This window comes from Agriterribacter sp. (assembly GCF_035444585.1).
Lineage (GTDB): Bacteria > Bacteroidota > Bacteroidia > Chitinophagales > Chitinophagaceae > Agriterribacter.
On sequence record NZ_DAOMOZ010000200.1, the window covers coordinates 1 to 8,691 of the forward strand.

An 8,691-nucleotide genomic window follows, 5' to 3' on the forward strand; every position below is an offset into this window, starting at 1 on the left:
TTTACGGGTGATCAGTTTTTCAACATATTCTCTCACGGCAGGGATCTGGATCTTATTGGTAACATCAAATGCAAATGCCCGCACCAACAAATTTCTTGCGGCGGTTTCGCCGATGCCTCTTGATTGCAAATAAAATAACGCTTCTTTGTTGAGGCTGCCCATCGTAGAGCCATGACTGCACTTAACGTCGTCTGCAAAAATTTCCAGTTGCGGTTTTGAATCCACCACAGCTTTATCGCTCAGCAGTATATTGTTGTTCTGCTGGAAAGCATTTGTTTTCTGGGCATCCTGGTGAACATAAATTCTGCCGCTGAATACGCCCCTTGCATTGTCTAACAGCACCCCTTTATACAATTCATTGCTGAGACAGTTGGGAAACATATGATTCACCACCGTATGATTGTCTGTTAATTGGTTGCCCCCTGCGAGATACAAACCGTATAAATGGCTTTCTGTATTGGTGCCGTTCAGTTCAAGATGAATATTATTGCGTACAAATGCAGCATCGGGTAAGATATAGGTATAATTATTGAACAGGCTGTTGCTTTGCTGCACCGTCTGGTTAAAATTAACAAGGTGCGTATTAGACGGGGCAATTTGCAGGTTATAGTGATCTATCTGCGCATTTTCCGCAACATAGCATTCCGTTACACTGTTTACAAATAAAGATTTATCACCGATCACTACTACCGATTCAATGATCTGGACCCTGCTGCTTTTGTGAGCAATGACCAGGAACCTCGGCTGAACAAAAAACGCCTCCTCAGCATTGTATACATGCGTGATATGAATGGGCTTGTCGCAAATGGTGTTTTTGTCTGCTTCTATTACGATACCGTTTTCAAACAAAGCTGTATTTAATGCGGCGAAGGGATGTTTTCCTGTATTTATGTACCTGCCGAAATAGGGCTGAAGACTTTCGTTTTTCAATGCGGTGCGAAGGGGCGATATCTTTACGCCGGGGATATTTACGTCTTCATTCAGCATGCCATTTTTCAAAACCACTTCATAGGCATCGAGCAAAGGAATATGCGCCACATTCTGCAGCCCGTGCAAAGATGCCGCCGCGGGTTGCAGGCGAAAATCCTCTTTCAGATAAGGAGACACATTGGTAAAGCGCCAGTCTTCAAGCTTTATAGTAGGAAACCCTTTACCGGAAAAGCCTTCAAACGCCGTTTTACGTAAATCCTTCAGCCAGTCATTATCCCGTATTGTTTCTTTCTCTCTGTATAAAGCAACAAACTGGTCGTATAGTGATGTAGTGGTAATCATTTCAAAAAAATAGCGTTATTCATCAAACCGATGCCGTGGTAGCGGGTTCTTTAATCCAGTCGTAACCTTTTTCTTCCAGTTCCAGCGCCAGGTCCTTAGTGCCCGATTTAACAATTCTTCCATCATATAACACATGCACAAAATCGGGAACAATGTATTCCAGCAAACGCTGGTAGTGGGTAATTACGATAAAAGCATTCTTGTCGGAACGCAATTTGTTCACCCCTTTAGATACAATGCGCAAAGCATCTATATCCAGCCCGGAATCTGTTTCATCGAGGATAGACAATTTGGGGTTGAGCATGGCCAGCTGGAATATTTCATTCCGCTTTTTTTCGCCGCCCGAAAAGCCTTCATTTAAAGAACGGTTCGTGAGTTTGGCATCAAATTCAACCAACTTCTGCTTTTCTCTTGTTAGCCTGAGAAACTCTTTCGCTTCCAGCGGCGGCTCATTGTGGTAAGCTCTTATCTCGTTCAAAGCGGTCCGTAAAAAATTAATATTGGAAACGCCCGGTATTTCTATCGGGTATTGAAAGGCAAGGAACAAGCCTTCGCGGGCCCTGTTTTCCGGAGAAAGCTCCAGCAGGTCCTTGCCATCAAATAACACTTCTCCACCTGTAACTTCAAAATTTTCTCTACCGGTCAGCACGGAGGCAAGAGAGCTTTTGCCTGAACCATTGGGTCCCATGATCGCATGCACCTCACCCGCATTTACCTGCAGGTTAATTCCATTTAAAATCTGTTTATCCTCAACCTTCGCCTGTAGATTTTTTATGCTTAACATGATATATTGCTGTATTTCTTATTTTGTTTAATAACTTCCTTTTGAAACTGAATTCGTTAATTGATTTATTATGAATTGAACATTAAATGTCTTTTTTAACTCTCATTATTCACTACTCACCATTCACTATTCACCTCTCCCTATCCCACACTTCCTTCCAGCGTAATGGATAGCAGCTTCTGTGCCTCCACGGCAAACTCCATAGGCAGTTGGTTCAGCACTTCTTTGGCATATCCATTCACAATAAGCGCCACTGCCTTTTCAGTATCTATTCCCCGCTGGTTCAGGTAAAATATCTGGTCTTCTCCAATTTTTGAAGTGGTGGCCTCGTGCTCAATGGTAGCAGATCTGTTTTTGGATTCGATATAGGGGAAAGTATGAGCGCCGCAACGGTCACCTATCAGTAAGGAATCACATTGGGTAAAATTTCTTGCATTTTCTGCCCTGCTGCCCACCTGCACCAGTCCACGGTAGCTGTTCTGTCCCTGTCCTGCCGAAATGCCTTTAGAGATGATCCGGCTTTTGGTGCCCCTGCCTATATGATGCATTTTAGTACCTGTATCGGCAATCTGTTTGTTTTTGGTAACGGCAACCGAATAAAATTCGCCGCTTGAATAATCGCCCTGCAGGATCACGCTGGGATATTTCCATGTAATAGCCGATCCCGTTTCTACCTGTGTCCATGATATTTTGGCGTGGGCGCCCCTGCAAACACCGCGTTTGGTCACAAAATTATAGATGCCGCCTTTGCCTTCTTTATCGCCGGGATACCAGTTTTGCACTGTGCTGTATTTGATCTCTGCGTTCTCAAGTGCTATAAGCTCAACTACAGCCGCATGCATCTGGTTCTCATCCCGTTTTGGCGCTGTGCAGCCTTCCAGGTAACTTACATAGCTGCCTTCGTCGGCTATAATAAGCGTGCGTTCAAACTGCCCGGTATTTTCGGAGTTGATCCTGAAATAGGTAGACAATTCCATGGGGCAGCGAACACCTTTGGGGATATATACAAACGATCCATCCGAAAAAACGGCTGCATTCAGGGCAGCGTACAGATTATCCGAATGGGGCACAACCGAACCCAGGTATTTCTGTATCAATTCCGGATGCTCCTTAACCGCTTTACTTATAGAGGAAAAGATGATGCCCTGCTCTTTCAGGGTTTTCTGGAAAGTGGTGGCTACGGAAACACTGTCAAAAACGGCATCAACAGCCACGCCGGCCAATATTTTTTGTTCAGAAAGCGGAATGCCCAGTTTTTCGAATGTTGCGATCAGCTCAGGATCAACTTCATTCATATCCTTATACTTCGCTTTGGATTTGGGAGCAGCATAATAGGAGATATCCTGGAAATCAATTTTTGGCAGCTCAAAATTCTGCCAGTGTGGTTCAGGTTGCTTTAAAAACGACCGGTAGGCCTTTAAACGCCAGTCGAGCAGCCATTGGGGCTCTTTCTTTTTTGCAGATATAAAATGTATGGTGTCTTCATTCAGCCCCCTGGGGGCTATGTCCATCTCAATATCCGTTACAAAGCCAAATTCATACTCTTTGTCGCTATATTCCTCTAATATGTCAGCACTATTATTAGCCATAATTATAATGTATTATCCCGAACTCCAAAAATCTATACCGAAAAGCTTTCTCCACAGCTGCAGGTTCTGCTGGCATTGGGATTTTTAAACATCAAACCCTTTCCGTTCAGCCCGCCCGAATAGTCGAGTTCGGTGCCATAGAGGTACAAAAGGCTTTTCATATCAACAACGATCTTTATACCTTTATCTTCATATAATTCATCACCGGCTTTTCTTTCTTTGTCGAAGTGCAGGTTATACTCAAGACCGGAGCAGCCCCCGCCTTTTACACCCACCCTCACAAAGGTTTCCTCATCTCTCTTTTCCTCTGCCATCAGCCGGTCCAAATAGTCTTTTGCAGAAGCAGAAACAGTGATCATAACAAATGGTTTATACTATTTGCGAAGTTACGATTTTTGCTGATAAGAATATTGTCGCAAAGCGGAAAACAAGGAAATATACTGTAAAATGTGTTATTATTGCTGCAATAAATCATGAGCGTGAATGTTGCATACCAGATACAGGTACCGGTTACAGAAATAGAAGATGCCGCCCGGTGCAATTTATACGTTGAAGTAGCGGCGGATCATCTCCTTTTTGGCATTTTAGACAACAATAAGCGTGAGTTTATAGCATTACAGTATGTTAATCTCGACAAATACAATGCTTTCAATCATTGTAAAGAGCTGATCTATCACAATGAATGGCTTGCACGCTCATACAACAAGGTAACGGTAGTATATTATTTCCCTGAAAGCATACTGGTGCCCGGAGAGGAGTATGACGAAAATTTGAATAAACCTTCCATTGATCTGATCTATGGCGACCTGAATAAGGGTGAAATACTCACCGATAAGCTGCCGGGATGGAACGTATGCAATGTATACCGGGTGCCTGTGGCATTGCATCAATTGCTGGGAGCGCATTTCCCGAAAGGGCATTTTTACCACGCTTATACCATGGTGCTAAGAAGAAAAACGCAGGTTGCCGGGAAAACCGAAGGCGATGAAGCCAGCCTGGTCTTTTACCCGAATAAGCTGCTTTTTGCATTGTTCCGGGACGGTGAGCTGCAGGTCATGCAAACTTTTGAATACGAAACGGCGGAGGATGTAACCTGGCACTTGCTGAATGCCTGCCGGCAGTTCGATGCAGATTGTGAGCAGATCATACTCCGGGTATCAGGACTGTTGGACGATCATTCATCTGTGTACTCAGAGCTGCAAAAGTATTTCCTGAACATTGAATTGGATGAACGTCCGGCAGATTTTAAATACAATGAAGCGTTTAACGAATATCCCCTCCATTTTTTCACTGCTTTATTCAATACCGCTTTATGCGAATAATAAGCGGAACAGCGGGGGGAAGGAGATTTAATCCGCCGGCTAAAATGCCTCATACCCGGCCTACCACCGATATTGCAAAAGAAGGGCTGTTCAATATAATTGAAAACAACCTTGATATCAGCGCTTTAAAAACGCTTGATCTTTTTGGTGGAACCGGCAACATCAGCTATGAGCTGGCTTCAAGAGGTGCAAAATCGCTTGCGGTAGTGGAAAGAGACCCCAAGATGCATGCATTTATTTCTAAAAATATTGAATCATTCGGATTTGAAAATATACAGGTCATAAAAATGGATGTTTTTGCATTCATACGGCAATGCAAAGAGCAGTTTGACTTTATTTTTGCAGGACCGCCCTATGCCCTGGGCAATATTGATGATCTGCCTGAAGAAGTGTTTAAATATGAGCTGTTGTTTTCCAAAGGATGGTTTGTGCTGGAGCATACGCCCGGGAATAATTATGAAAAATATCCTTACTTCAAAACCGCCAGGAATTACGGCACAACGGTGTTTTCGATATTTATAAAAGAGGTTTAAGGCGTAAGGTTTAAGGTAGGAGGAGCCATCCTGCACTTACACCCTACACCTCATACCTTACACCTAAAACCATGACCAAAAAAGAACTCCGGGATACATACAAACAAAAACGAACTCTGCTGGGCGAAGCGGAAACCGGAAAGATGCAGGATCTTATACTGATCCGGTTTCAGCAGCTGCCGCTGCCTTTTTTGCAATACCTGCATACCTACCTGCCCATAGATATGCGTAAGGAAGTGGATACCTGGCCTGTTGTTGAATTTTTGAAATTTTCCAATCCGGGCCTGAATATTGTTGTTCCCGGGATCACTCCTGAAGGCAACAGCATGACCCATTATCTGTATGATGAACATACTGTTTTGATAAAGAACAGGTATCATATTATGGAGCCTGCGGGAGGTGAGCAGGTAAGCAACAGCGATATTGACCTGGTATTGGTTCCGCTGCTGGCCTTTGATGAGCGGGGCAACCGGGTGGGCTATGGAAAAGGATTTTACGACAGGTTCCTTGCACAGTGCCGTAAAAATGTAATTAAAGTGGGCTTGTCTTTTTTTGAGGCGGAACCGCTGATAGAAGATACTGATGAATTTGATATACCTTTAACTTATTGTGTAACACCACAAAAGATATATGAATTTTAGTTCCGTCTGGCTCAGGTCATTCAGGGTGTTGTTGTTCCCATTTGCTTTTTTATATGGTACTGCCGTTAAAATAAGGAATTATTTATACGACAACGAGGTCATTCAATCTATAGAATTTAATTTCCCTGTAATATGTGTTGGTAATATTTCGGTGGGTGGCACAGGCAAGTCGCCTATGGTGGAATACCTGCTGAGGCTGTTGGTTCACCGCTATAAAACGGCAACGCTCAGCCGCGGCTATAAACGCAAAACAAGAGGTTATGTATTGGCCGATGATAAAACCACGGCGCTTGATATTGGGGATGAGCCTATGCAGTTCCATATCAAATTCCCCGAGGTTACGGTGGCGGTAGGCGAAGAAAGAGCTATCGCTATCCCCCAGCTGTTGTTCGACCGGCCCGGAACAGATGTTATTATACTTGATGATGCTTTGCAGCACCGCACGGTAAAAGCGGGACTTAATATTTTGCTTACCGATTACAATAACCTTTTTACGAGGGATATGTTTTTACCTACCGGCGATTTGCGGGATAGCAGGAGCAGCTATAAAAGAGCTGATATTATAATCGTCACCAAATGCAGCGATAACCTGGGTAGCACGGAAAAAGAAAAGATCACATCGGAAATACAGCCCCTGACCCGGCAACATCTTTTTTTTACAGGCATCCGGTATGGCGCGCCTTATCATATCATTTCAAGGGCTATAAAACACATGTCTAAAGAAACGGAAGTATTGCTGGCCTGCGGCATTGCCAATCCCGGTCCGTTAAAGCAATATATCCAGGAAGAGAGCGCCACGTATGACGCTATCTATTACCGGGATCATTATATTTTTACCATTGATGACCTGAAGGATATCCGGCAGCGATTTGAAAAAATTAAAGCAGCCGATAAAATGATACTGGTAACCGAAAAGGATGCGGTACGGTTGGTGAAATTTGCAGCGGAGCTCAGGAATATGCCGGTATATGTACAGCCAATTGAAACTTATTTTTTATTTAATGAATCGCAACGGTTCAATTATTTGATCGAAAATTTTATACAGGATTTTAAAATAAAATCTTAATTGCACTTATGAAACATAAAAACAACAAAAAAGCGAAAGCTAAACCTCAAACACACACTTATGAAGGAACGCTCGATGTAACCCGTTCGGGCATCGGGTATGTGGCAGTTGAAAACCGGGAAAAAGATATTTTCGTTCGCCCGCAGGATTTTAACCACGCCCTGCATGGCGACAGGGTAAAAGTGAACGTTACCAGGTATAATCCAAGAACAGGAAAAATGGAAGGTGAAATAACGGGCGTGGTTGAACGAAAGCAATCTGAATTTATCGGCCGTTTGGAAATGAATACCGACTTTGCCTTTTTTATCCCCGACAAAGCCAAAGGAACGCCGGATATGTATATACCCGCCGGCAAATTTAACGGTGCCAAAAATGGCGACAGGGTAGTGGTACGCATAACCGGGTGGGACAGGAAAACGAAAAGTCCCGATGGCGAAGTGATCAGTGTATTAAACGCCGCAGATGAGAACGATATGGCGATGAAGCAAATACTGGTTGACGCCGGCTTTACACTTGAATTTGATGATGATGCAATGGAAGAGGCCGCAAGGATGCCCGATACCATTGGCGCCGCTGAAGTTAAAAAACGCAAAGATGTACGGAATATCCTCACCTTTACCATTGACCCTGCAGATGCCAAAGATTTTGATGATGCCATCAGCTTCAGAAAATTAAAGAACGGGCTATATGAAGTGGGCGTTCATATTGCAGACGTAAGTCATTATGTGGAACCCGGCACAGTGCTCAATGAAAATGCATACAACAGGGCCACTTCGGTGTATTTGCCCGACAGGGTGCTGCCCATGTTGCCGGAACATATTTCAAATGTATTGTGCAGCCTTCGGCCGAATGAAGACAAATTAACGTTCTCTGCCATTTTTGAAATTACTGCCAAAGGAGAGATCAAAGACTTCTGGCTGGGCAGAACGGTCATTCACTCCAATCATCGCTATACCTATGAAGAAGTGCAGCAGATCATTGAAAGCAAGGAAGGCATATATAAAGATGAAATACTGCTGCTGAATGAAATGGCGCAGAAATTCCGTAAGCAGCGGTTCAAAAACGGGGCTATTAATTTTTCTTCGCAGGAAGTGCGGTTTACGCTTGATGAAGATGGAAAGCCAACAGGCATAGTGATCAAAGAGAGCAAAGAAGCGCACCAGCTCATTGAAGAATTTATGCTGCTGGCCAACCGAACCGTAGCGGAGCGGGTTGGAAAAATAAAGGTCAATAAACAGCCGCTTCCCTTTCCATACCGGGTACATGATACGCCCGACGAAGAAAAGCTGTTGCCTTTTGTTGAATTCGCTAAAAAATTCGGCTACCGCTTCGATACCAAAACACCGGCCGGCATAGCTGCTTCATTCAATAAAATGCTTGCAGCAGTGCAGGGCAGGCCCGAACAGCATGTGCTTGAACAATTGGGGATACGTACAATGGCCAAAGCGGCATACACGCCCGAAAATATAGGGCATTATGGATTG

General features: G+C 43.9%; 9 protein-coding genes. 5 read left to right on the plus strand and 4 right to left on the minus strand.

What is annotated here, in order from left to right:
- The 4 genes from sufD to PLH26_RS17430 form a co-directional block, all read right to left on the minus strand.
- The coding region (sufD, locus tag PLH26_RS17415; RefSeq protein ID WP_324587308.1) for a Fe-S cluster assembly protein SufD at positions 1-1,272 on the minus strand (1,272 nt) is incomplete at its 3' end.
- Between the two features lie 22 nt (positions 1,273-1,294).
- Positions 1,295-2,056, minus strand: coding sequence for a Fe-S cluster assembly ATPase SufC (gene sufC, locus PLH26_RS17420; RefSeq protein ID WP_324587309.1), 762 nt, complete (start codon positions 2,054-2,056; stop codon positions 1,295-1,297).
- A 140-nt stretch (positions 2,057-2,196) separates the two neighbouring features.
- Positions 2,197-3,645, minus strand: coding sequence for a Fe-S cluster assembly protein SufB (gene sufB / locus PLH26_RS17425; protein ID WP_324587310.1), 1,449 nt, complete (start codon positions 3,643-3,645; stop codon positions 2,197-2,199).
- A 32-nt stretch (positions 3,646-3,677) separates the two neighbouring features.
- Positions 3,678-4,004 (minus strand): HesB/IscA family protein, encoded by a 327-nt coding sequence (locus PLH26_RS17430; RefSeq protein WP_324587311.1) that lies wholly within the window; start codon positions 4,002-4,004, stop codon positions 3,678-3,680.
- A gap of 114 nt (positions 4,005-4,118) precedes the next feature.
- Between PLH26_RS17430 and PLH26_RS17435 the strand changes: the two genes are divergently transcribed.
- The 5 genes from PLH26_RS17435 to PLH26_RS17455 all read left to right on the plus strand — a co-directional run.
- The gene (locus PLH26_RS17435) at positions 4,119-4,967 is read left to right on the plus strand and encodes a DUF3822 family protein (protein WP_324587312.1); all 849 of its coding nucleotides are present in this window, start codon (positions 4,119-4,121) and stop codon (positions 4,965-4,967) included.
- Positions 4,958-5,500, plus strand: coding sequence for an RsmD family RNA methyltransferase (locus PLH26_RS17440; RefSeq protein WP_324587313.1), 543 nt, complete (start codon positions 4,958-4,960; stop codon positions 5,498-5,500). Before PLH26_RS17435 ends, PLH26_RS17440 begins: the two co-directional genes overlap by 10 nt.
- Positions 5,501-5,571: 71 nt before the next feature.
- Positions 5,572-6,141: a 5-formyltetrahydrofolate cyclo-ligase gene (locus PLH26_RS17445; protein ID WP_324587314.1), complete on the plus strand. Its 570-nt coding sequence runs from the start codon at positions 5,572-5,574 to the stop codon at positions 6,139-6,141.
- Positions 6,131-7,207 (plus strand): tetraacyldisaccharide 4'-kinase, encoded by a 1,077-nt coding sequence (gene lpxK, locus PLH26_RS17450; RefSeq protein WP_324587315.1) that lies wholly within the window; start codon positions 6,131-6,133, stop codon positions 7,205-7,207. Before PLH26_RS17445 ends, lpxK begins: the two co-directional genes overlap by 11 nt.
- Positions 7,208-7,215: 8 nt before the next feature.
- Positions 7,216-8,691, plus strand: a 1,476-nt coding sequence (locus PLH26_RS17455) for a ribonuclease R family protein (RefSeq protein ID WP_324587316.1), incomplete at its 3' end; no start/stop codon positions are given.

What these genes read in the sequence shown, in the direction of transcription:
- sufC (WP_324587309.1), bottom strand. Translation starts at nt 2,056, where the DNA reads ATGTTAAGCATAAAAAATCTACAGGCGAAGGTTGAGGATAAACAGATT.
- sufB (WP_324587310.1), bottom strand. Translation starts at nt 3,645, where the DNA reads ATGGCTAATAATAGTGCTGACATATTAGAGGAATATAGCGACAAAGAG.
- PLH26_RS17430 (WP_324587311.1), bottom strand. Translation starts at nt 4,004, where the DNA reads ATGATCACTGTTTCTGCTTCTGCAAAAGACTATTTGGACCGGCTGATG.
- PLH26_RS17435 (WP_324587312.1), top strand. Translation starts at nt 4,119, where the DNA reads ATGAGCGTGAATGTTGCATACCAGATACAGGTACCGGTTACAGAAATA.
- PLH26_RS17440 (WP_324587313.1), top strand. Translation starts at nt 4,958, where the DNA reads ATGCGAATAATAAGCGGAACAGCGGGGGGAAGGAGATTTAATCCGCCG.
- PLH26_RS17445 (WP_324587314.1), top strand. Translation starts at nt 5,572, where the DNA reads ATGACCAAAAAAGAACTCCGGGATACATACAAACAAAAACGAACTCTG.
- lpxK (WP_324587315.1), top strand. Translation starts at nt 6,131, where the DNA reads ATGAATTTTAGTTCCGTCTGGCTCAGGTCATTCAGGGTGTTGTTGTTC.